This window comes from Agromyces litoreus (assembly GCF_040496015.1).
Classification (GTDB): Bacteria; Actinomycetota; Actinomycetes; order Actinomycetales; family Microbacteriaceae; genus Agromyces; species Agromyces litoreus.
This window is the reverse complement of sequence record NZ_JBEPKA010000012.1, coordinates 98,042-120,266: the sequence shown is the minus strand read 5'-3', so window position 1 is coordinate 120,266 and position 22,225 is coordinate 98,042. Positions and strand designations below refer to the sequence as shown.

Annotated in this window: 20 protein-coding genes and 1 riboswitch; of the genes, 17 read left to right on the top strand and 3 right to left on the bottom strand. The window is 73.7% G+C overall.

Annotated elements, in window-relative coordinates; genetic code table 11:
* Positions 1-1,698 (top strand): alpha-glucan family phosphorylase (gene glgP / locus ABME01_RS10800; RefSeq protein WP_353828407.1); only part of this gene is annotated, 1,698 nt, incomplete at its 5' end.
* Between the two features lie 37 nt (positions 1,699-1,735).
* Here the strand turns inward: glgP and ABME01_RS10795 are convergent.
* Genes ABME01_RS10795 through glgX form a run of 3 tightly spaced genes read right to left on the bottom strand, consistent with a single transcriptional unit; the run spans position 1,736 to position 4,616 of the window.
* Positions 1,736-1,924, bottom strand: a complete 189-nt coding sequence (locus ABME01_RS10795; protein ID WP_353828406.1) for a hypothetical protein — start codon at positions 1,922-1,924, stop codon at positions 1,736-1,738.
* The gene (gene ybaK, locus ABME01_RS10790; RefSeq protein ID WP_353828404.1) at positions 1,924-2,421 is read right to left on the bottom strand and encodes a Cys-tRNA(Pro) deacylase; all 498 of its coding nucleotides are present in this window, start codon (positions 2,419-2,421) and stop codon (positions 1,924-1,926) included. Before ybaK ends, ABME01_RS10795 begins: the two co-directional genes overlap by 1 nt.
* Positions 2,421-4,616 carry a glycogen debranching protein GlgX gene (gene glgX, locus ABME01_RS10785; protein ID WP_353828403.1) on the bottom strand — a complete coding sequence of 732 codons (2,196 nt, stop codon included), beginning with the start codon at positions 4,614-4,616 and terminating at the stop codon, positions 2,421-2,423. Before glgX ends, ybaK begins: the two co-directional genes overlap by 1 nt.
* A gap of 50 nt (positions 4,617-4,666) precedes the next feature.
* On the opposite strand from glgX, the gene ABME01_RS10780 reads away from it, so the two are divergent.
* The 16 genes from ABME01_RS10780 to ABME01_RS10705 all read left to right on the top strand — a co-directional run bounded on the left by ABME01_RS10780 (position 4,667) and on the right by ABME01_RS10705 (position 22,224).
* On the top strand, positions 4,667-5,902 hold the full coding sequence (locus ABME01_RS10780; RefSeq protein WP_353828402.1) for a cysteine desulfurase family protein: 1,236 nt from the start codon (positions 4,667-4,669) through the stop codon (positions 5,900-5,902).
* A gap of 46 nt (positions 5,903-5,948) precedes the next feature.
* Positions 5,949-7,088 carry a tRNA 2-thiouridine(34) synthase MnmA gene (gene mnmA, locus ABME01_RS10775; RefSeq protein ID WP_353828401.1) on the top strand — a complete coding sequence of 380 codons (1,140 nt, stop codon included), beginning with the start codon at positions 5,949-5,951 and terminating at the stop codon, positions 7,086-7,088.
* 143 nt (positions 7,089-7,231) lie between these two features.
* On the top strand, positions 7,232-8,071 hold the full coding sequence (locus ABME01_RS10770) for a hypothetical protein (RefSeq protein WP_353828400.1): 840 nt from the start codon (positions 7,232-7,234) through the stop codon (positions 8,069-8,071).
* A gap of 179 nt (positions 8,072-8,250) precedes the next feature.
* Positions 8,251-10,506 (top strand): NAD-dependent DNA ligase LigA, encoded by a 2,256-nt coding sequence (gene ligA, locus ABME01_RS10765; protein WP_436407426.1) that lies wholly within the window; start codon positions 8,251-8,253, stop codon positions 10,504-10,506.
* Positions 10,507-10,522: 16 nt separating this feature from the next.
* Positions 10,523-12,343 (top strand): alkaline phosphatase family protein, encoded by a 1,821-nt coding sequence (locus ABME01_RS10760; RefSeq protein WP_353828398.1) that lies wholly within the window; start codon positions 10,523-10,525, stop codon positions 12,341-12,343.
* A 36-nt stretch (positions 12,344-12,379) separates the two neighbouring features.
* Positions 12,380-12,679 carry an Asp-tRNA(Asn)/Glu-tRNA(Gln) amidotransferase subunit GatC gene (gene gatC / locus ABME01_RS10755; protein WP_353828397.1) on the top strand — a complete coding sequence of 100 codons (300 nt, stop codon included), beginning with the start codon at positions 12,380-12,382 and terminating at the stop codon, positions 12,677-12,679.
* Positions 12,676-14,205, top strand: coding sequence for an Asp-tRNA(Asn)/Glu-tRNA(Gln) amidotransferase subunit GatA (gene gatA, locus ABME01_RS10750; protein WP_353828396.1), 1,530 nt, complete (start codon positions 12,676-12,678; stop codon positions 14,203-14,205). Before gatC ends, gatA begins: the two co-directional genes overlap by 4 nt.
* Positions 14,205-15,722, top strand: coding sequence for an Asp-tRNA(Asn)/Glu-tRNA(Gln) amidotransferase subunit GatB (gene gatB, locus ABME01_RS10745; RefSeq protein WP_353828395.1), 1,518 nt, complete (start codon positions 14,205-14,207; stop codon positions 15,720-15,722). The genes gatA and gatB overlap by 1 nt, the downstream gene beginning before the upstream one ends.
* A 161-nt stretch (positions 15,723-15,883) precedes the next feature.
* Complete coding sequence (locus ABME01_RS10740) at positions 15,884-16,495, top strand: hypothetical protein (protein ID WP_353828394.1); 612 nt, start codon at positions 15,884-15,886, stop codon at positions 16,493-16,495.
* A gap of 33 nt (positions 16,496-16,528) precedes the next feature.
* On the top strand, positions 16,529-17,812 hold the full coding sequence (locus ABME01_RS10735; protein WP_353828393.1) for a DNA polymerase IV: 1,284 nt from the start codon (positions 16,529-16,531) through the stop codon (positions 17,810-17,812).
* Positions 17,813-17,876: 64 nt separating this feature from the next.
* Positions 17,877-18,209 (top strand): hypothetical protein, encoded by a 333-nt coding sequence (locus ABME01_RS10730; RefSeq protein WP_353828392.1) that lies wholly within the window; start codon positions 17,877-17,879, stop codon positions 18,207-18,209.
* A gap of 56 nt (positions 18,210-18,265) precedes the next feature.
* A riboswitch (TPP riboswitch) is annotated at positions 18,266-18,376 on the top strand.
* 36 nt (positions 18,377-18,412) lie between these two features.
* On the top strand, positions 18,413-19,057 hold the full coding sequence (locus ABME01_RS10725) for an ECF transporter S component (RefSeq protein WP_353828391.1): 645 nt from the start codon (positions 18,413-18,415) through the stop codon (positions 19,055-19,057).
* Positions 19,058-19,060: 3 nt separating this feature from the next.
* Positions 19,061-20,563, top strand: a complete 1,503-nt coding sequence (locus ABME01_RS10720) for an ABC transporter ATP-binding protein (protein ID WP_353828390.1) — start codon at positions 19,061-19,063, stop codon at positions 20,561-20,563.
* Complete coding sequence (locus ABME01_RS10715) at positions 20,560-21,357, top strand: energy-coupling factor transporter transmembrane component T family protein (RefSeq protein ID WP_353828389.1); 798 nt, start codon at positions 20,560-20,562, stop codon at positions 21,355-21,357. Before ABME01_RS10720 ends, ABME01_RS10715 begins: the two co-directional genes overlap by 4 nt.
* Complete coding sequence (locus ABME01_RS10710; protein WP_353828388.1) at positions 21,354-21,917, top strand: nucleoside/nucleotide kinase family protein; 564 nt, start codon at positions 21,354-21,356, stop codon at positions 21,915-21,917. Before ABME01_RS10715 ends, ABME01_RS10710 begins: the two co-directional genes overlap by 4 nt.
* 61 nt (positions 21,918-21,978) lie before the next feature.
* Entirely contained in the window at positions 21,979-22,224 is a 246-nt protein-coding gene (locus tag ABME01_RS10705; RefSeq protein ID WP_353828387.1) for a hypothetical protein, read from the top strand.
* Position 22,225 lies beyond the last annotated feature (1 nt).

The following is a 22,225-nucleotide window of genomic DNA, read 5'->3' as shown; positions in this document are numbered from 1 at the left end:
GAGCGGATCTCGGCGTGCATCGGCGACGGGCTCGCGTTCGACCAGGCGCTCCAGCTCGTGCGCGCGGGCACCGTGTTCACGACGCACACCCCGGTGCCGGCCGGCATCGACCGATTCGACGGCGGACTCGTCGCGTCCTACCTCGAGGCCGGGCTCCTGCCCGGCGTCGACCCGGCCGATGCGCTCCCGCTCGGCCTCGAGCCGGGGGTCGCCCCCGAGGCCAGCGCGTTCAACATGGCCATGATGGGCCTCCGGCTCGCCCAGCACGCGAACGGGGTCTCCAGGCTGCACGGCGAGGTCAGCCGGCGCATGTTCGGCGACCTCTGGCCCGGGTTCGACGCCGACGAGGTGCCGATCACGTCCGTGACGAACGGCGTGCACGCGCCGACCTGGACCGATCCGGCGCTGCTCGCGCTCGCCGAGGAGCGGCTCGGCACCGGTGACGCGGAGCACGCCGACTGGCTCAGCCCGGCCGTGAGCGACGCCGAGCTCTGGGGCGTGAAGCGCGCGATGCGCCTGCAACTCGTCGACGACGCGCGACGCCGGCTCGCGGCGGCGTGGTCCGAGCAGCACGGCGGCCAGATCGCGCCCGACTGGGTGCGCCGCGTGCTCGATCCCGACGTGCTCACGATCGGCTTCGCACGGCGGGTGCCGACGTACAAGCGGCTCACCCTGATGCTGCAGGACCCCGACCGCTTCGCCGCGATCCTGACCAACCCCGACCGCCCCGTCCAGTTCGTCGTGGCCGGGAAGGCGCACCCGGCCGACGACGAGGGCAAGCGGCTCATCCAGCGCCTCGTCCAGTTCGCGCAGCGGCCGGACCTGCGTGAGCGCATCGTGTTCCTGCCGGACTACGACATCGGGATGGCCCAGCGGCTGTACCCGGGGTGCGACGTCTGGATGAACAATCCGCTGCGACCGCTGGAGGCGTGCGGCACGTCGGGCATGAAGGCCGCGATGAACGGTGCGCTGAACCTCTCGATCCTGGACGGGTGGTGGGCCGAGTACGCCGCCGACGACCACGGCTGGGTGATCCCGACCGCCGACGCCGCGGGCGACCAGGCCGAGCGCGACCGGGTCGAGGCCGGCGCGCTGTACGACCTCCTGGAGCACCGGATCACGCGCCTGTTCTATGATCGCGACCGCGACGGCGTGCCGACCGAGTGGATGGCGCGGACCCGCCGCACGCTCGCGAAGCTCTCACCGGAGCTCGGCGCCGACCGGATGGTGCGGGAGTACGTCGAGCGGCTGTACCGGCCGGCCGCCGACCAGGCGGCGCGCGTCGGCGCCGACGGCGCAGCGCCCGCCCGCGAGCTCGCGGACTGGACCGCGCACGTGCGCGACGCCTGGTCGGGCGTCCGGGTCGTGCACGTCGAGTCGGGCGGGCTCGAGTCGACCCCGCACGTCGGCGACCAGCTGCACCTGCGCGCGCACGTGGCGCTCGGCGACCTCGCCGAGGAGGACGTGTCGGTCGAGGTGGTGTACGGCCACACGCACGGCGACGACCGCATCGGCGACGCCCGGACGGCGCGGCTCGCGCCCGACGGCGAGTCGACGACGGATGCCGCGACCCGTGTCTACACGGGCACGCTCACGCTCGATCGCGCGGGGGCGTTCGGCTACACCGTCCGGGTGGTGCCGCGGCATCCGCTGCTCGTGAGTCCGGCCGAGCTCGGTCTCGTCTCCGCCGCGGGGTGACCGCGGGACCCGGGTCGTGCGCGGCATGCGGCCCGGGTCAGGCCTCGTCCTCGCGGGAGCCGAGCCGGCGGACCGCGCGGATCAGTCTCGGGAAGAGGCCGGTCGCCCGGAACTGCGGATCGTCGGCGCGGAGCAGTTCGGCCCGTACGGCGCGGACGAGGAGCGGGATGCACAGCACGATGCCGACCGCCGCGCTCCACTCGACGAAGGCGAGCACGAACTCCATCAGCGGGCCCGCGCGATCGGGGCGTAGCGACCCGCGGTGACCGCGAGGAGGTCGTCCGGCGCGAGCTCGAGGTCGAGGCCGCGACGACCGCCGGAGACGAGGATCGTCTCGAACAGGATCGCCGTCTCGTCGAGCACGGTCGGCAACGACGTCCGCTGCCCGATCGGGCTGATGCCGCCGACGACGTACCCGGTCCGGCGCTCGGCGAGGGCCGGGTCGGCCATCTCGGCGCGCTTGCCGCCGACCGCGGCGGCCAGCGCCTTCAGGTCGAGCCGGTCGGCCACCGGCACGATGCCGACGGCGAGCGCGCCGTCCACGCTCGCGAGCAGGGTCTTGAAGACCCGCTCGGGTTCGATCCCGAGCTTCTCGGCGGCCTCGAGCCCGTAGGCGGCGGCGCGCGGATCGTGCTCGTACGGATGAGCGGTGAACCGGATGCCGGCGCGGGCGAGCGCGAGCGTGGCCGGTGTTCCGGCCGCGGCATCCGATCGCCGGGCCATCAGTCGCCGGCCCCCCGGCGCGTCGGGCCGGGTTCGGGTTCGTCGGCCGCGCGTCGGCCGTCCTCGGCGATGTCGGCCGCGTCGGCGCCGGCGGCGACCGAGCCGGCGGCGGCATCGACGAGCACGGGCGCCGGGTCGCCGTGCGCCAGGTAGAGGCGCATCGACTGCGGTGACATCGGCATCGCCGTGCCGGGCTCGCGCCGCGCGCCGAGCCCCGCGCCGGGCCGTTCGTCCGCCGAGTCCCAGAGCAGCTCGTAGGCGTCGACGCCGGGATGCTCGGGCAGCAGCACCTCCGCGACGGTCTCGGACGCGTGCACGACGAGCAGGATGCGGTTGAAGTCCTCGAACTCCGGCGTCGACGCGGCGAGGAACTGCAGGGTGCGCTGGCCGGGGTCGTTCCAGTGCTCGATGGTCATGGTCCGACCGTCGGCGTTGTACCAGTCCATCTGCGACGCACTCGGCACGTGCTCGCCGAACCGGCCGTATCGCACCGGTCGGAGCGCGGGGTTCTCGCGTCGGAGGCGCAGCAGGTGCCTGGTCGTGGCCTCGAGCGCGGCGTCGCGCTCGTCGTCGGCCCACGCGAGCCACGTGAGCTCCGAGTCGTGGCAGTAGGCGTTGTTGTTGCCGCGCTGGCTGCGACCGTACTCGTCGCCCGCGGTCAGCATCGGCACGCCGGCCGAGAGGAGCAGGGTGCCGAGCAGGTTCCGGATGCTGCGCCGCCGCGCCGCGCTCACGTCGCGGTCCTCGGACGGGCCCTCGACACCGTGGTTGTAGGAGTTGTTGTGGTCGGCGCCGTCGCGGTTGTGCTCGCCGTTGCCGAGGTTGTGCTTGACGTCGTAGGCGGTCAGGTCGGCGAGCGTGAAGCCGTCGTGGGCGGTGATGAAGTTCAGGCTCGCGAGCGGCCCGCGCCCGGCGGCGAACGTGTTCGACGAGCCCGCGAGGCGCGTCGCGAAGCGTCCGATTCCGCTGCCCGGGTGACCGTGTCGCTCCCGGCGGAGGTCGCCGAGCCAGAAGTCGCGCATGCGGTCGCGGTACCGGTCGTTCCACTCGGTGAATCCGGGGGCGAAGTTCCCGGTCTGCCAGCCGAACGGACCCACGTCCCACGGCTCCGCGATGAGCTTGCCCGCGCCGATGACCGGGTCCTCGAGCATGCCGCGCAGCAGCGGGTGGTCGGGGGAGTACGCGCCGTGCTCGTCGCGGCCGAGCGTGGCGGCGAGGTCGAGGCGGAACCCGTCGACCTGGAGCTCGTCCGCCCAGTAGCGCATGGAGTCGAGGACGAGGCGCACGGCCGCGTCGCGGCCGAAGTCGAGGGTGTTCCCGCAGCCCGTCGTGTCGACGTAGCGCCCGTGCACGTCGTGACGGTAGTAGGCGGCGTTGTCGATGCCGCGGAAGCTCGCGGTGGGCCCCTCCCGGCCCTCCTCCGCGGTGTGGTTGTAGACCACGTCGAGCACGACCTCGAGGCCGGCCTCGTGCAGGCGCTTGACCATGCCGGCGAACTCGCGCCGCACCGCGGCCGGTCCCTCCGCCTGAGCGGCCGGGCTCGCGTACGGCGCGTGCGGCGCGAAGAACCCGAGCGTGTTGTATCCCCAGTAGTTGACCTGGCCCTGGCGGACCAGGCGCTCCTCGGGGACGAACGCCTGGACCGGCAGCAGTTCGACCGTCGTGACGCCGAGTCCGGTGAGGTACTCCAGCGAGGCGTCGTGCGCGAGCCCGGCGTAGGTGCCGCGCAGCGCCGGCGGGACGCGCTCGTTGCGACGGCTGAAGCCCTTGAGGTGCGCCTCGTAGACGACGACGTGGTCGAGCGGCACCCGCGGCTTGCCCACTCCGCTCCAGTCGAAGCCCTCCGACGCGAGCGAGTCGAGCGCGACGCCGCGCCACGACCCGTCGTCGGCGCGCTGGAGGCCGCGCGCCCAGGGGTCGAGGAGCGTGTGCACGGGGTTGAAGGCGTGCTCGAGGCCGGCGGGGCCGTCGACGCGCAGGCCGTAGCGGGCGCCCGGGACGAGGGCCGCGGATGCCGCCTGCCACACCCCGTGCGCGTCGCGCTCCAGCGGCACGCGCTCGAGCGCCCAGTCGAGGTCCTCGGCGCCGAAGACGACGAGGTCGACGGCGGTCGCGTGCTCGGACCAGACCCGGATGGTTCCGCCGTCCGGTCCGGTCCGCACGCCCAGATCGAGGAGCGGATCGGCCGGAGACATGCGAACTACAGTAGTTCCCGGGATCACGTTCCCCGGTCAGGAGGTGCTCGGTGGCCCGCCGCGACCCGGTCTACCTCGACCACGCCGCCACGACCCCCCTGCGGTCCGAGGCGATCTCGGCCATGACCCGGGCGCTCCGCCTCGTCGGCAACCCCGCGTCGATCCACAGCGCCGGGCAGGAGGCGAAGCGCCTGCTCGAGGAGTCCCGGGAGGCGGTCGCCGCGACGGTCGGCGCCGACCCGATCGAGGTCGTGTTCACGGGCGGGGGGACCGAGGCCGTGAACCTCGCCGTCAAGGGCCTGTTCTGGCGTCGCCGGTCCGAGACCGGCGCCCGCCGCATCCTGATGCCCGGCGGGGAGCACCACGCCACGATCGACGCGGTCGACTGGCTCGTGGGCGTCGACGGTGCCGAGGTCGTCGAGCTGCCGCTCGACGACCTCGGCCGGCTCCGCGTCGACGCGCTCGCCGACGAGTTCGGGCGGGACGCGGCACCCGTCGCCCTGGTCACGATGCTGCAGGCCAACAACGAGGTCGGCACCGTCGAACCGGTGGTCCGGGTCGCGGAGCTGTGCGCGCGCGCCGGGGTGCCGCTGCACGTCGACGCGATCGCCGCGTACGGGCACGAGCCGATCGACCTGCACGGCATCCGTCGCGACACCGCCGCCCCGCCGGGGGCCGGGCTGGTCGCCGTGAGCGTCTCCGCCCACAAGGTCGGCGGACCCGTCGGCATCGGCGCCCTCGTGCTCGACCGGTCGACCCGGATCGAGCCGCTGCTGCACGGCGGCGGCCAGCAGCGCCGCATCCGCTCGGGAACGCAGGACGTCGCCGCGGCCGCGGGTTTCGCCGCCGCCGTCCGGGCGATGGCCGCGGACGCCGCGGTCGAGGACGGCCGGCTCGCGGCGCTGCGCGACCGTCTGGTCGCGGGCGTGGCGTCCGTCGTGCCGGACGCCAGGCTCTCGGGGGATCCGGATCCGGCCGGACGGCTGCCGGGCAACGCGCACTTCACCTTCCCCGGCTGCGAAGGCGACTCCCTCCTGTTCCTCCTGGACGCCGCCGGGGTCGCCGTCTCGACCGGGTCGGCCTGCCAGGCCGGCGTGCCCGAGCCCTCGCACGTGCTCCTCGCGATGGGTCGATCGGAGGCGGAGGCCCGCGGAGCGCTGCGCATCACGCTCGGCCGCACCACGACGGAGGCCGACGTCGACGCGTTCCTCAGGGCGCTCCCCGCCGCCGTCGAGCGCGCGTCGCGCGCCGGCATGGCCGGCCGCGCCACGAGCTTCGACCGCTGAAGGCGGGTGGAGGGGGCGTTCAGGGGCCGGTTCGTAGACTGGGGGCATGCGGATCCTGGCAGCGATGAGCGGCGGCGTCGACAGCGCCGTCGCGGCCGCGCGCGCCGTCGAGGCCGGCCACGACGTGGTCGGCGTGCACCTGGCCCTCAGCCGGATGCCCGGCACCCTCCGCACCGGCAGCCGTGGCTGCTGCACCATCGAGGACTCGATGGACGCCCAGCGCGCCGCGAACGTGCTCGGCATCCCGTACTACGTCTGGGACTTCTCGGAGCGGTTCAAGGCCGACGTGGTCGACGACTTCATCGCCGAGTACTCCGCCGGACGCACCCCCAACCCGTGCATGCGCTGCAACGAGCGGATCAAGTTCGCCGCCCTGCTCGAGAAGGCCCTGGCCCTCGGCTTCGACGCCGTCTGCACCGGCCACTACGCGAAGGTCGTGACCGACGCCGCGGGCCGTCGTGAACTGCACCGCGCCAGCGCGGAGGCGAAGGACCAGTCGTACGTGCTCGGCGTGCTCACGACCGAGCAGCTCGCGCACGCGATGTTCCCGCTCGGCGACACGCCCTCGAAGCAGCTGGTGCGCGCTGAGGCCGCGCGCCGCGGCCTCAGCGTGGCGCAGAAGCCCGACTCGTACGACATCTGCTTCATCCCGGAGGGCGACACGAGGGTCTGGCTCGAGGAGAAGGTCGGGACGGCGCCGGGCGACATCGTCGATCGCGACGGCGCCGTCGTGGGCGCGCACGACGGCGCGCACGCCTACACCGTGGGCCAGCGCCGCGGCCTGCGGTTGGGCACCCCCGCGCCCGACGGCAAGCCGCGGTTCGTGCTCGAGGTCCGGCCCAAGGAGCGCACGGTCGTCGTCGGACCGAAGGAGGCGCTCGCCATCGCCGAGATCGCGGGCACGCGCTTCTCCTGGGCGGGCGCCGACCCGGTCGCCTCGGGGATCGTCGACGTCGACGGCGGGTCGTTCGCCTGCGAGGTGCAGATCCGCGCACATGCCGACCCGGTCCCCGCGACCGCCCGGGTGGCGGCGGACGCCTCGGGCACGGCCGAGCTCGTCGTGACGCCCGACGCGCCGCTCACCGGGGTCGCGCCGGGCCAGACCGCCGTCGTCTACGTCGGCACGCGCGTGCTCGGCCAGTGCACGATCGACCGCACCGTCAGCGCGGTCCCCGCGGGCGCCTGAGCGCGCGCTGGGCGTTCCCTGACCCGCGCGAGTACGCTCGCGGACCGCTTGTCAAGGCCTGCGCGCTCGCCCGCCGCCCTGCGTAGGGTCGGGGTCGCGCTGCGGCGGACCTCGCGCGGCGCCACGACGAGAGGGGACAGACCATGAGCAGCTCCACCGATCGCCCGGCCTCGCGGGACCGCGACCGCGACGGCGTACCCGACGACCGGGAGTGGACGGCCGACGCCGACCGCGACGGCGTGCCCGACCGGCGCGAGCGCGCGGTGGACGCCGACGGCGACGGCGTGCCGGACCGGCGCGAGCGGGCGGTGGACGCCGACGGGGATGGGGTGCCGGACCGGCGCGAGCGCGCGGTGGACACCGACGGCGACGGGGTGCCCGACCGCCGCGAGCGGGTCGCGGACGCGCCCGTCACCGATCCCGCAGTCCGTGCCGCGGTCATCGACCGCGAGCGCGATCGGTTCGGCGGCATGAAGTTCGGTGCCGCCTTCTTCGGCTGGCTCACGGCCGTGGGCCTCGCGGCGCTGCTCACAGCGCTGCTCGCCGCGACGGGAGCGGCGCTCGGCCTCGGCAACGTGGGGGAGGCGGTCGACGAGGCCGTCGAGAGCGACCCGCAGACGATCGGCGTGATCGGCGCGATCCTGCTGCTCGTGGCACTGTTCGTCGCGTACTACGCCGGCGGGTACGTCGCCGGGCGGATGGCCCGGTTCAACGGCGTGAAGCAGGGCGTCGCCGTCTGGCTCTGGGCGATCGTGATGGCGATCGTCGGTGCCGCGCTCGGCGCGCTCGCCGGCAGCCGCTACGACGTGCTCGCGAACGTGAACGCGTTCCCGCGCATCCCGGTCACCGAGGGCGAGCTCACCCTCGCCGGCATCATCACCGTCATCCTGCTCGTCGCCGTGACGCTCGGCGGGGCGATCCTCGGCGGCAAGGCGGGGACCCGGTACCACCGGAAGGTCGACGCCGCGGGCTTCGGCGCCTGACCTGCGCAGCGACACCACGGCGGGCGTGCGCCTCGGGCGCACGCCCGCCGTCGTGCCCGGTGCGGGCCGAGGGCGTCGGCGGTCGTCCATAGGATGACTCCGTGAGCGACATCCCCTCCGAGTTCGACGATGCCCGCGCCCAGTACGACGCGTTGCGCGAGCGAATCGAGCGCTACCGCATGACGTACTACTCCGAGGGCGTCAGCCTCGTCAGCGACGCCGAGTACGACGTCGACTTCCGCCGTCTCGAGGCGCTCGAACAGGCGTTCCCCGCGCTCGCCGGGCAGGACAGCCCGACCCAGCAGGTCGGCGCGGCGCTCGTCTCGGTGGGGTTCCCGCCGCACGAGCACGCCGAGCGCATGCTCAGCCTCGACAACGTCTTCACGCTCGAGGAGTTCGCCGAGTGGGCGGCGAAGGCGCAGGCCGCTGCCGGGCGGCCGGTGCGCTGGCTCTCCGAGCTCAAGATCGACGGGCTCGCGATCAGCCTCGCCTACCGTGACGGCGTGCTCGAGACCGCCACGACCCGCGGCGACGGCCGGGTCGGCGAGGACATCACCGAGAACGTGGAGTTCATCCCGGCGATTCCGCGCCGATTGGCCGGCGAGGGGTTCCCGGCGTTCTTCGAGGTGCGGGGCGAGGTCTTCCTCCGGTCGGCGGACTTCGAGGCGCTGAACGCGCGCCAGCACGAGCTCCAGGCCGCCTTCGCCGCCGAGCAGCGCGCCAAGGGGCGGACGGAGGATGCGATCCCGACCCGGTTCCCGGAGTTCGCCAACGCGCGCAACACCGCCGCTGGCAGCATCCGCCAGCGACGCGAGAACAAGACCGCATTCCAGCTCGAGCTCATGCGCGACCGGCTCGGCCGCCTGGCGCTCTACCTGCACGGCATCGGCGCGTGGGAGGACCCGCCAGTCACGAGCCAGTCCGAGGTCTACGGACTGCTCGCCGGCTGGGGGCTGCCCGTTTCGCCGCATTCCCGCGTGTTCGACACGATCGACGACGTGACGGCGTTCATCGCCGACCGAGGCGAGCACCGCCACGACGTCGAACACGAGATCGACGGGATCGTGGTCAAGGTCGACGAGCTCGCGCTGCACGACGAGCTCGGTGCCACGAGCCGGGCGCCCCGATGGGCGATCGCGTACAAGTACCCGCCGGAGGAGGTGCACACGAAGCTGCTCGACATCCGCGTCGGCGTCGGGCGCACCGGCCGCGTGACGCCGTACGCGGTCATGGCGCCGGTCAAGGTGCAGGGCAGCACGGTCGAGCAGGCGACGCTGCACAACCAGGAGGTCGTGAAGGCCAAGGGCGTGCTGATCGGCGACACCGTCGTGCTGCGCAAGGCGGGCGACGTCATCCCCGAGGTGCTCGGCGCCGTCGAGGAACTCCGCGACGGCACGGAACGCGAGTGGCGGATGCCCGAGACCTGCCCGGAGTGCGGCACCACGCTCCGCCCGGCGAAGGAGGGCGACATCGACGTGCGCTGCCCGAACGCGCGCAGCTGCCCGGCACAGGTGCGCGGGCGCGTCGAGCACATCGGGTCGCGCGGCGCGCTCGACATCGAGGCGCTCGGCGAGGTCACCGCGGCGGCGCTCACCCAGCCGCTCGTGCCCGAGGTCCCGCCGCTGGTGACGGAAGCCGGCCTCTTCGACCTCACCATGGACGAGCTCGTGCCCATCGAGGTCGTCGTCCGCGACGCCGAGACGGGTGAGCCGCGGACCGACCCGGTCACCGGAGAGGAGGTCCGCAGGGCGCCGTTCCAGAAGGTGCGCCTCACCTACCCGCCGGGTGCCGGATCGCTGACCGCCGCGGAGCGACGGGCCGCGGGCATCCGGAAGGACCACCGCGAGCTTCTGCCCTCCGAGGCGGCGACGAAGCTCCTCTCCGAACTCGAGAAGGCCAAGACGAAGCCGCTCTGGCGCCTGCTCGTCTCACTGAACATCCGGCACGTCGGCCCGGTTGCGGCGCGTGCCCTCGCCGACCACTTCGGATCGCTCGATGCGGTGCGCGCTGCGACCCGCGAGGAGCTGGCCGAGGTCGAGGGCGTCGGCGGCATCATCGCGGACTCGCTCCTGGACTGGTTCGACGTCGACTGGCATCGCGAGATCATCGACCGCTGGGCCGCGGCGGGCGTGCAGTTCGCGACGCCCGGCCATCCCGGTCCCGGACGGGCGGCGGAGGCCGGCGGGGTGCTCGCGGGCCTCACCGTCGTCGCGACCGGATCGCTCGACGGGTTCACGCGCGAGGGAGCGCAGGAGGCTATCATCGCCGCAGGGGGCAAGGCGGCGTCGAGCGTCTCGAAGAAGACGGATTTCGTCGCGGCGGGTCCCGGCGCCGGCTCCAAGCTCGCGAAGGCGGAGGACCTCGGTGTCCGGGTCATCGACGCGGCGCAGTTCGCGATCCTCGTCACGGAGGGACCGGCGGCGCTCGACGGCTGACGACCACGGGGGCGCGATGGGATCCGACCGACCAGCGGACGCACGCGGTGGCGCCGGTGCGGATCGGAAGGGCAGCGACGGCGGCGGCGGAGGCGCATCCCGCGACGACCCCGCGCACGGAACGACGCGACGCGAGTTCCTGAGGTACGGCGGCGTCGCGGGCGCCGCTGCCGTCGTCGCCGGAGGCTCGGCCGCCGCCATCGGGGCAGCGGTCGGCCACGACGCGGGCGTCGACGAGGGTAACGCCGGCGTCCAGCCGCTCCCGCCGCCGCCGCCGGCCAGGGCCACGCCGGGCTTCGACCACCTCGTCGTGGTGATGGGCGAGAACCGCTCCTTCGACAACCTCCTCGGGTGGCTGTACGGCGAGGACGACCTGCCGGACGGCGCGAGCTTCGACGGGCTCGCCTTCGGCGAGCACGCGAACACCGCGCCCGACGGCCGCCGCATCGCGGCCCACGTCTACGCCGGAGCGACCGACGCCATCATGCGGCGTCCCGACCCGGACCCGGGGGAGGAGTACCCCCACGTCAACACGCAGCTGTTCGGCACCATCCGCCCCGCCTCGAACGCCACGGCCGGGATCGACGACATGCAGGCCCCCTACAACGCGCCCGACGCGGGCGCCGATCCCGACATGGACGGCTTCGTCCTCGACTACGCGAACCACACCGAGCACCGCCGCCGCGGCGCCGAGCGGCGAGACCTCGAGCAGATCATGGGCTCGTTCTCGCCCGACATGCTGCCCGTGCTCTCGACGCTCGCGAAGGGCTTCGCGGTCTACGACGCGTGGCACTGCGCGGTGCCGTCGCAGACCTTCTGCAACCGCTCCTTCTTCCACGCCTCGACCTCGCACGGGTTCGTGACGAACCGGGGCGACGGGGGCTATCGCAAGTGGCTCGACGCCGACGCGAGCCCGACCGTCTTCAACCGGCTCGAGGACGCCGGCCTCGACTGGCGCATCTACTTCGACGACCTGCAGCTCGTGTCGATGACCGGGATCATCCACGCTCCCGCCCTCGAGGAGTACTGGCGCACCGCGCACTTCGCGCCGATGTCGCAGTTCTGGAGCGATGTGGCCGACGGGAAGCTCGCGCCCTACAGCTTCGTCGAACCGCGGATGATCTACGACCACAACGACTTCCACCCCCCGGTCGGCCGACTGCGCGAGTCGGACGTCGACGGCGTGGAGGTCACCGACGGCGCCGTGTCCGACGTCCGCGCGGGCGAGGCGCTCATCCACTCGATCTACTCCGCGATCCGCGCGAGCGCGGCGAAGACGGGCTCGAACGCCATGAACACCATGCTCCTGGTCACGTTCGACGAGCACGGCGGCACGTACGACCACGTGGCCCCGCCCGCCGCGGTTCCGCCGTCGGCCGACGACGGCGCGGGAGAGATGGACTTCACCTTCGACCGCCTGGGATGCCGCGTGCCGGCCATCGCGGTCTCGGCGTACACGCCCGCGGGTGCCGTCATCCACGACGCCATGCACCACGGCTCCGTGATCGCCACCCTCTGCGCGCGGCACGGGCTCGACCCGCTGACCGACCGCGACGACGGCGCCCCCGTCCTCGACAACGCCGTGACGCTGGACGCGCCGCGGCATCCGCTCAGCTGGCCCGAGACCACGCCGCAGTACACGCCGCCCAACCCCGAAGCCGAACCGCTCCACCCGGGCGACGCCCACCGCGGCGCGCCGCTCAGCCCGCCTGCGAAGGGCCTGCTGGGGCTCCTGATCGCGAAGTACGGCGACGGCGAGGCCGAACCGCAGACGTACGGCGAGGCGTACGAACTGCTGCAGAAGTACGGCGTCGGACTCTTCGGCGCGCCTCGATAGAATCGCTGCATCCCCATTCCCGGACCACGGAGCAGCATGTCTGAAATCAGCGCCGAGCAGGTCGCGCATCTCGCGAACCTCGCTCGCATCGCGCTCACCGAGGAAGAGATCGAGCACCTCACGACGGAGCTCGGCCAGATCATGCAGGCGGTGGAGAAGGTGAGCGAGGTGGCGACGTCCGACGTGGCGGCCACGAGCCACCCGATCCCGCTGCACAACCCGCTTCGCGAGGACGTCCCGAGCGACGTCCTGAGCGTCGAGCAGGTGCTCTCGGGCGCGCCCGAGCACGACGGCACCCGCTTCGTCGTCTCCGCGATCCTGGGGGAGGAGCAGTGAGCGACCTGATCCGCCTGAGCGCCGCCGACCTCGCCGCCAAGCTCGCCACCGGCGAGGTCTCGTCCGTCGAGGCGACGCAGGCCCACCTCGACCGGATCGCCGCCGTCGACGGCGCGGTCCACGCCTTCCTGCACGTCAACGAGGCCGCACTCGAGACCGCCGCGGCCGTCGACCGCCGGCGCGCCGCCGGCGAGGAGCTCGGACCGCTCGCCGGCGTGCCGATCGCCGTGAAGGACGTGCTCGTGACCGAGGGCATGCCCTCGACGTCGGGGTCGCGCATCCTCGAGGGCTGGATCCCGCCGTACGACGCGACGCCGGTCCGGAAGGTCCGCGAGGCCGGCATGGTGCCGCTCGGCAAGACGAACATGGACGAGTTCGCGATGGGATCCTCGACCGAGCACTCGGCGTACGGCCCCACTCACAACCCGTGGGACCTCGAGCGCATCCCCGGCGGCTCGGGCGGCGGTTCGGCCGCGGCCGTCGCGGCCTTCGAGGCGCCCCTCGCGCTCGGCAGCGACACCGGTGGCTCCATCCGCCAGCCCGCGCACGTGACCGGCACGGTCGGCACGAAGCCCACCTACGGCGGCGTGAGCCGCTACGGCTCGATCGCGCTCGCGTCCTCGCTCGACCAGGTCGGTCCGGTGAGCCGGACCGTCCTCGACGCGGCGCTCCTGCACGACGTGATCGCCGGGCACGACCCGCACGACCAGACCTCCATCCCGGACCCGTGGCCGTCGATGGCCGAGGCCGTGCGAAACGCGGATGTCTCGGGCCTGCGGATCGGCGTCGTCAAGGAGCTCGACTCCGACGGCTTCCAGGCGGGCGTCCGCCAGCGATTCCACGAGGCGATCGAGCTGCTCGCCGCGAACGGCGCGGAGATCGTCGAGGTCAGCGCGCCGAACTTCGAGTACTCGATCGCGGCGTACTACCTGATCCTGCCCGCCGAGGCGTCGTCGAACCTCGCGAAGTTCGACTCGGTGCGCTTCGGCCCGCGTGTGACGCCCGACGGCGGCGGCACGGTCGAGGAGGTCATGGCGGCCACCCGCGAAGCGGGCTTCGGCCCCGAGGTCAAGCGCCGGATCATCCTCGGCACCTACGCCCTGTCGGCCGGCTACTACGACGCGTACTACGGCAGCGCGCAGAAGGTCCGCACCCTCGTGCAGCAGGACTTCGACGCCGCGTTCGGGAAGGTCGACGTGCTGGCCACGCCCACTGCGCCGACGACGGCGTTCAAGCTCGGCGAGAAGCTCGACGATCCGCTCGCGATGTACCTGAACGACATCGCCACGATCCCGGCGAACCTCGCGGGCGTGCCCGGTATCTCGGTGCCGACGGGCCTCGCGCCCGAGGACGGCCTGCCGGTCGGCATCCAGTTCCTCGCGCCCGCGCGCGAGGACGCCCGGCTCTACAACGTCGGCGGCGCGCTCGAGCGGATGCTCGTCGACCGCTGGGGCGGCCCGATCCTGGCTCAGGCGCCCGACCTGTCCACCCACGAACTCACGGCGACCGAGGAGGGCGTGGTCTGATGGCGCGCGCTGCATTGATGGACTACGAGGAGGCGCTCGAGCGCTTCGAACCGGTGATCGGCCTCGAGGTGCACGTCGAGCTGAACACGGCGACGAAGATGTTCTCGCCGGCCCCCAACCCCGCCAACGAGGCCTATCACGGCGCCGAGCCGAACACGCTCGTCGCGCCCGTCGACATGGGCCTGCCGGGCGCCCTCCCGGTGGTGAACGCGACGGCGATCCGCTCGTCGATCTCGCTCGGGCTCGCGCTCGGCTGCTCGATCGCGCCGTCCAGCCGGTTCGCGCGCAAGAACTACTTCTACCCGGACCTCGGCAAGAACTACCAGATCTCGCAGTACGACGAGCCGATCGCCTTCGAGGGCTCGGTCGAGGTCGAGCTCGAGGACGGCCGCACGTTCCAGGTCGCGATCGAGCGCGCCCACATGGAGGAGGACGCGGGCAAGCTCACGCACATCGGCTCGACCGGCCGCATCCACGGCGCCGAGTACTCGCTCGTCGACTACAACCGCGCGGGCGTGCCGCTCGTCGAGATCGTGACGAAGCCCATCGTGGGCACCGAGGCGGATGCTCCCGCGGTCGCGCGGGCGTACGTCGCGACGATCCGGGACATCGTCCTCTCGCTCGGCATCTCGGAGGCGCGGATGGAACGCGGCAACCTCCGCTGCGACGCGAACGTGTCGCTCCGGCCGCGCGGCCAGGAGAAGTTCGGCACCCGCACCGAGACGAAGAACGTCAACTCGATGCGCTCGGTCGAGCGTGCGGTGCGCTACGAGATCCAGCGCCAGGCGGCGATCCTGGCCGACGGCGGAACGATCACGCAGGAGACCCGCCACTGGCACGAGGACACCGGCACCACCAGCTCCGGCAGGCCGAAGTCCGACGCCGACGACTACCGCTACTTCCCGGAGCCCGACCTCCTGCCGGTCGAGCCCGACCCGGCGATGATCGAGGAGCTGCGCGCCGCGCTGCCCGAGCCGCCCGCTGCCCGTCGCCGACGGCTGAAGGCCGAGTGGGGCTTCACGGACCTCGAGTTCCAGGACGTCGCCAACGGCGGGCTGCTGAACGAGGTCGCCGCGACCATCGACGCCGGTGCGACGCCGGCGGCGGCGCGGAAGTGGTGGACCGGCGAGCTGACCCGCACCGCGAACGCGCAGGGCGTCGACGCCTCGGGGCTCGCCGAGCCGGCGCACGTCGCCGAGCTCGCGGCGCTCGTCGAGGAGGGTACGCTCACGGACCGCCTCGCCCGCCAGGTGCTCGAGGGGGTGATCGCCGGCGAGGGTTCGCCGCGCGAGGTCGTCGACGCTCGCGGCCTCGCGGTGGTCTCCGACGACGGTGCCCTCGTCGCCGCGATCGACCAGGCGCTCGCCGCCCAGCCCGACGTGCTGGCGAAGATCCGCGACGGCAAGGTGCAGGCCGCCGGTGCCGTCATCGGCGCCGTCATGAAGGCCATGCAGGGCAAGGCCGACGCCGCGCGCGTGCGTGAACTGGTGCTCGAGCGCGCGAGCAGCGAGGGCTAGCACCCGACGAACGGATGCCGCGGCGCGCCGGACCGCGCCGCGGCATCCCCGTCGTAGCGCGTGGGCGCGACGACCGGCGACCGAGGCCGCAGGCCGCCCGCTCACAGGCCCCTCATGGTGGGGCCGCATAGCCTGAGATCCCGAACACGAGCGAGGACACCATGGGATTCCTGGACCGACTCTTCGGCGGAGGCGACGACCGCACCGCCCGCCCCACTCCTGCCGTTCCCCAGTCGCGACGGCTCACCGACGACGAACTGGCGATCGAGCGCTACCGCTACCTGCTGCGCACCGCGCCGCCCGAGTCCATCGAGGCGGTGCATGCCGAGGCGTTCGCGACGCTCACGCCCGAACAGCGGCAGCAGGTGTTCCGGTCGCTCGCCGAGCAGGCGCCGGCCGGGGAACGAGTCGTCTCCGACGAGCCGAGCGCGCTCGCGCGCGCGGCGACGCGGCAGGAACTGCGGCAGCCGGGCTCGATGGAGCGCGCGTTCGGCGGTGCGCCCGGCGCACGTGGTGCCGCACCCTCGATGGGGTCGATGATCGGCAGCTCGATGCTCGGGACCATCGCGGGCGTCGTGATCGGGTCGGCGATCGCGCAGGCGTTCCTGCCGGACCCGGGGGCGTTCGATGCGGCCGGCGCCGACGTCGACGGCGGAGGGGCCGATCCCGGCGCGGATGCCGGCTCGATCGACGCCGCCGGCGCCGACGGGGGCGACTGGGGCGGATTCGGCGACTTCGGCGGAGGTGGGGACTTCGGCGACTTCGGGTTCTGACCCGGCGTCGCCGGTGCGCGCTAGGGTCGCTGCGTGAGCAAGCAGGACGGCTCGTCGCGCCAGGTCACGACCGGGCCGGTCGACGATTCGGGCACCCCGATCCTGCACGTCGACATGGACGCGTTCTTCGTCTCGGTCGAGCTGCTGCGCCGACCCGACCTGCGGGGCAAGCCGGTCCTCGTCGGCGGCACGGCAGGGCGCGGGGTCGTCGCGGCGGCCAGCTACGAGGCGCGACGCTTCGGGGTCAACTCCGCGATGCCGATGTCCACCGCCCTGCAGCGGTGCCCGAACGCGGTCGTGCTCCGCGGCGACCACCGGCGCTACGCGGAGTACTCGGAGCGCGTGATGACGATCTTCCGCGAGCTGACCCCCCTGGTCGAGCCGCTCTCGATCGACGAGGCGTTCCTCGACGTGTCGGGGGCCCGACGCCTGCACGGCAGCCCCGCCGAGATCGCCTGGACCATCCGCCGGCGCGTGCACGAGGAGACGGGCCTGACCTGCTCGGTCGGCGTCGCCGCGAGCAAGTACGTCGCGAAGGTGGCCTCCTCGCGCGCGAAGCCCGACGGCATGCTCGTCGTGCCCGCCGCCGACACCGTCGCGTTCCTGCATCCCCTCCCCGTCTCGGCGCTCTGGGGCGTCGGCCGGGTGACCGAGCAGTCGCTGCTGAAGCTCGGCCTGCGCACGGTCGGCGACGTCGCCGACATGCCCGCCGACGCGCTGGCCCGGGCGGTCGGCCCCGCGCTCGCGTCACGGCTCGCCGCGCTGGCGAACGGGGACGACCCGCGCGACGTCGAGACCCGGCGCGCCGAGAAGAGCATCGGCCACGAGTCCACGTTCCACCACGACCTCGTGGAGCCCGACGACATCGCGCGCGAGCTGCTCCGCCTCGCGACCGACGTCGGCGTGCGGCTTCGTCGCGCGCACCTGCTCGCCCGCACGGTGACGCTGAAGCTCAGGTACGGCGACTTCACGACGGTGACCCGCTCCCGCACCCTGGCCGAGCCGACGGACGTCGCCCGACGCATCTACGAGGAGGCGCTCGTGCCGCTCGGCGAGCTCGTCGGCGACGGCCGGCGCGTGCGACTCATCGGGGTCCGCGGCGAGCAGCTGCGGCCCGCCGGTGCGGGCGCACCGCTGTGGGATCCCGACGAGGACTGGCGCGGCGCCGAGCGCACGGTCGACCAGGTGGTCGCCCGGTTCGGCCGGGGTGCGGTCCGGCCGGCGGCGCTCGTGCGACCGGCGGCGGAGTCGGCCGCGCCGACGGTCCGCGACGATGGCGGCGACGAGCGCCCGCGACGACCGCGCTCGGAGGACTGAACCGGCGGCCCGCCGTCCGTCAACGCCCTTCCAGCCCGGCACCGACCGCCGGTAGCGTGGCCGCATGGCTGATTTCGTGCTCGAACTCGCAGACAAGGTCGCCGGCGTCGGCGTCCGCACCTCCTATGCCGACAAGGTCGAGATCGGCGGGACCGAGGTCGTCCCGGTCGCCCTCGCAGGCTACGGCTTCGGCGGGGGGTCCGGCACCGACGACGAGCAGAACGAGGGTTCCGGTGGTGGTGGCGGCGGCTGGTCCGTCCCGCTCGGCGCCTACGTCGGTCGGGGCGGCGACGTCCGCTTCGAGCCGAACGTGGTCGGCCTGCTCATCGTCGCCATCCCGTTGATCGCGGTGACCGGCAAGGCGCTGAGGCTGCTCGTCAAGGCGCTCAAGAAGTAGCCGGAGGTCGCCTCCGCCGTCGCCGCGGCGACGGACGGGCTCCCGCGCGTATACTCGGGGTCGAACACGGGAGTCCGGTGAGCCGGGCTGAGAGGAAGGTTCTCCAACCTTCGACCGTCGAACCTGATCTGGGTCATGCCAGCGCAGGGAGGGCAACGATCTCAATTCCCGTGCCTCTTTCCACGAGACGAAAGGGCACGACAGTGCACGAGACATCCACCGACCGGGCCGACCTCGCGGACGGCACTGCCACGGACGAACGCCGCAGCACCCGCTGGCGCGTGGTCGACATCGTGGTCGCGAGCGTGATCGGCGTCGCGACCGGACTCGTCTTCCTCATCTGGAACAACGTCGGCTTCGCGTGGTTCAGCGCCGCCGACGCGCTCACGCCCGGCCTCGGCGGCGTCGCCGTCGGCATCTGGCTCATCGGCGGGGTGCTCGGCGGCCTGATCATCCGCAAGCCCGGGGCCGCGCTCTACGTCGAACTGCTCGCGGCGATCGTGTCGGCGCTCGTCGGCAACCAGTGGGGCATCGAGACGATCTACTCCGGCCTCGCGCAGGGCCTGGGTGCCGAACTCGTCTTCCTCGCGACCGGCTACCGTCGCTTCGGCGTCGTGACCGCGATGGCCGCGGGCGCCGCCGCGGGCGCCGCCGCGTGGGTGCTCGAGCTGTTCCTGTCCGGCAACCTGCAGAAGTCGGCCGAGTTCCTGGCCCTGTACCTCGGCACGGTCGTCGTCTCGGGCGCGGTGCTCGCCGGCCTGCTCGGGTGGATCGTCGTCCGCGCGCTCGCGGCCACCGGGGCGCTCAGCCGCTTCGGCGCCGGACGGGACCATGCCGGACGGGTCTGACGCGTGAGCCGTGCACCGCACGCCGTCCGCCCCGCCCGCGTGGAGGCCACCGGGTGGGGCTGGCGGCACGCCGGTCGCCGTCGTCCCGCGCTGCAGGGCATCGACCTGGTCGTCGAGCCCGGGGAGCGGGTGCTGCTGCTCGGCCCGTCCGGCTCGGGCAAGTCGACGCTGCTGCACGCGTTGGCCGGCGTGCTCGGCGGCGACGACGAGGGCGAGGCGCAGGGCCGACTCCGGATCGACGGACGCCCGCCCGCCGAAGCCAGGGGTCGCGCCGGACTCGTGCTGCAGGACCCGGACTCCCAGGTGATCCTCGCTCGCGTGGGCGACGACGTCGCCTTCGGGTGCGAGAACCTCGGCGTGCCGCGCGAGCAGATCTGGGAGCGCGTGCGGGAGGCGGTCGACGCCGTGGGGCTCGACCTGCCGCTCGACCATCCGACCTCCCGACTGTCGGGCGGGCAGAAGCAGCGGATGGCGCTCGCCGGCGCGCTGGCGATGCGCCCGGGGCTGCTGCTGCTCGACGAACCCACCGCGAACCTCGATCCCACCGGCGTCGCCGAGGTGCGCGGCGCGGTCGCGCGCGTGCTCGAGCGCACCGGCGCGACCCTCGTCGTGGTCGAGCACCGCGTCGACGTCTGGGTCGACCTGGTGGATCGGGTCGTGGTCCTCGACGCCGAGGGCTCCCTGGTCGCCGACGGCGCACCGCGCGACGTGCTCGGGCGGCGCCGCGACGAGCTGGCCGCGGCGGGCGTGTGGGTGCCGGGCGTGCCGCTCGACGTGCCCGGCGCGCGCGAGGTCCGGCGAGCCGACGCGCCGCCGGCGCTGTCGACCGTCGGCCTCGGGATCGGCCGACCGCGCGCGCCGATGCTCCACGACGGACTCGACCTCGTGCTGCCGGCCGGCGGCTCGGCCGTGCTCACGGGACCCAACGGTGCCGGCAAGTCGACGCTCGCGCTCACCCTCGGCGGACTGCTCCCGCCGCAGGCCGGCCGCGTGGTGGCCGCTCCGACGATCTCGCTGGGGCTCGACGGGTCGCCGATCCGATGGCGGTCGCGGGAGCTGCTGACCCGGATCGGGACGGTGTTCCAGGAACCCGAGCACCAGTTCGTCGCCTCGACCGTCCGAGACGAGGTCGCGGTCGCGCCGCGCGCCCTCGGACTGCCGGCCCACGAGGTGGACGAACGGGTCGACGAGGTCCTCCACCGGCTCCGGCTCGACCGGCTCGCCGCGGCGAACCCCTTCACGCTGTCGGGTGGGGAGGCCAGGCGGCTCAGCGTCGGCTCCGTGCTCGTGACGCGTCCCGGCGTCGTGATCCTCGACGAGCCCACGTTCGGCCAGGATCGCCTGGGCTGGGTCGAGCTCGTCCGACTCCTGCACGAGATCGTGCGCAGCGGCACGACCCTGCTGTCCGTGACCCACGACGCCGCGTTCGTCGAGGCGCTCGGCGGGCACCGGATCGAACTCGATGCCGTCACCACGGCGCACCTGGCGGCCGGGAGTCCCGCATGAGCGCGATCGAGGCCGCAACGCCGGTCGTCGGCCCGGGCCTCCGGTTCATCGACCGCGTGAACCCCGCCACGCGCCTCGCCGCGGCCATGGTGCTCACCACGCCGCTGCTCGTCACGGTCGACTGGCTGAGCGCCGCGCTCGCACTCGGCATCCAGCTCGTGCTGTTCGCGCTCGCCGGGGTGACGCCGGCGCTGCTCGTGCGCCGCACCTGGCCCATCCTGGTCGCGGCGCCGCTCGCGGGGCTCAGCATGCTGCTGTACGGCAGGCCGTCGGGCACCGTGTACTGGGAGTTCTGGCTCGCGCGCATCACCGACGGCTCGATCCAGCTCGCCGTCGCGGTCACCGTGCGGGTCCTCGCGATCGGCCTGCCGGCCGCCCTCCTGTTCCTCCGTGTCGACCCCACCGACCTCGCCGACGGCCTCGCGCAGGTGTGGCGCCTCCCCGCCCGGTTCGTGCTCGGGGCACTCGCCGCGACCCGCCTGGTCGGGCTCTTCGTCGAGGACTGGCGGGCCATGGCGCTGTCGCGCCGCGCACGGGGCATCGGCGACCACGGCGCGCTCCGGCGCGCCGCCACGATGGCGTTCGCGCTGCTCGTGCTCGCCATCCGCCGCGGGTCGAAGCTCGCGACGGCGATGGAGGCGCGCGGGTTCGGGGCCGACGTGCCGCGCACGTGGGCGCGCCCGTCGACGGTGGGCGCGCCGGACGTGCTGCTCGTGGCGATCGCGGCGGCGATCGCGGCGACGGCGATCGCCGGCGCGGTCTGGGCGGGCACGTTCCACCCGGTGTGGGCGTGAACGTCGATCGCGCGCTCGCGCTCCGCCCGGCGCTCGACGCCGTCGTGCGGGCGGCATCGGCCCGTCCCGCTCCGCTCGTACTGATCGACGGGCCGAGCGGCGCCGGGAAGAGCACGTTCGCCGCCGCACTCGTCGCCGAATGGCCGGGTCGCCGCCCGAGGCTGCTCCGCGTCGACGAGGCGATCCCCGGATGGCGAGGGCTGCGCCGCGGTGCCGAGATGCTCGGCCCGGGACTGCTCCGACCGCGGCGGTCGGGACGTCCGGGCTCGCTGCGATCGTGGGACTGGATCGCGGATCGACCCGGCCCGGTCGAGCACGTCGCCCCCGGCGGCCCGCTCATCCTCGAGGGGTGCGGCGCGTTCCTCGCCGGTGCCGGTCGCACGGGCGCAGTCCGGGTCTGGCTGGACGCTCCCGTCGCGACCCGGCGGGAGCGCGCGCTCGCGCGTGACCGCGGGGCGTTCGACCCGTACTGGGACGGCTGGGAGTCCGACTGGCGCCGATACCTGGGGCAGTCCGGCGCGGCGCGGCGCCGCGCCATCCGGGTCCGGCTGGCGGGCTGAACCGGGCGGTCCGCCCGCGCGGTGGGTGTCCGCGTCGCGCCACGCGGACTACGCTCGGCACATGGCAGATGCGACGTATGTGGCGGAGTTCATCGACGGCCCGCTGGAGGGCGACTTCGAGCAGCGATCCCTCGTGCACGGCGAGCCCGAGGAGCGCGTCGGCATGGTCGCCGCCGTCGACGGCCTCGAGTCGCTGTTCTGGTACGACGCGGTCGACCGGCGCGAGGTCGGCGGCCAGGTCCGCGTGCGGTTCCGGTTCGACGCATCGGACTCGGACCCCGTCGAGTCGGACGACGAGAACGACTGAC